Genomic DNA, 893 nt, shown 5'->3' with positions numbered 1-893 from the left:
AAGATGTACCTTGAAAACCGCATATACAATCTATATTGAAAACGTTAAAACGTTAGAGATAGGAAAAGACATCCGAGGCATCATGTGTGAGAGCATGTGATGTTATCAAACCAGAGAGATAATCGAAAGATTATTGAATCAATTGCTTTTAAAGCAGAGAACACAAAAGCCTGTCATCAACGCTATGATGGCAGCGGACCAAGAATACAGGTCAAGCATTAAGAGCGCAGGGTGGATGCTTGGCACTGAGAGCCGATGAAGGACGTGATAAGCTGCGAAAAGCTTCGGGGAGGAGCAAATATCCATTGATCCGGAGATATCCGAATGGGGAAACCCACTTGAGCAAACCTCAAGTATCCATACGCCAATCCATAACGTATGGAAGGGAACCGGGGGAACTGAAACATCTAAGTACCCCGAGGAGAAGAAAGAAACCTCGATTTCCAAAGTAGCGGCGAGCGAAATGGAAAGAGCCCAAACCGTGGTGCGTGCACCGCGGGGTTGTGGACTGCATAAGGTACTCGAATCAATAGCCGAACAGTTTTGGGAAATCTGATCAGAGAGGGTGAAAATCCCGTAGGCGAAATTGATGAGAGGCTGGCAGGATCCAGAGTACCACGAGACACGGGAAACCTTGTGGGAAGCAGGAGGGACCACCCTCCAAGGCTAAATACTCCTCAGTGACCGATAGCGCATAGTACTGTGAAGGAAAGGTGAAAAGGACCCCGGGAGGGGAGTGAAAGAGAACCTGAAACCCTGTGTTTACAAGCTGTGGAAGTGCCTTATGTGCACAACCGCGTACTTTTTGTAGAACGGTCCGGCGAGTTACGTTTACTGGCAAGGTTAAGCACTCAAGGTGCGGAGCCGAAGGGAAACCAAGTCTTAAGAGGGCG

At 48.3% G+C, this 893-nt stretch carries 1 rRNA gene; it reads left to right on the top strand.

Going from position 1 to position 893, the window contains the following annotated elements:
- Positions 1 to 209: 209 nt before the first annotated feature.
- Positions 210 to 893, top strand: a 23S ribosomal RNA gene (locus DXA93_RS17545); the annotation flags it as partial.

Source organism: Blautia sp. OF09-25XD, assembly GCF_003482095.1.
In the GTDB taxonomy this organism is placed as follows: Bacteria; Bacillota; Clostridia; order Lachnospirales; family Lachnospiraceae; genus Fusicatenibacter; species Fusicatenibacter saccharivorans.
This window is presented reverse-complemented; position numbering and strand designations above follow the sequence as displayed.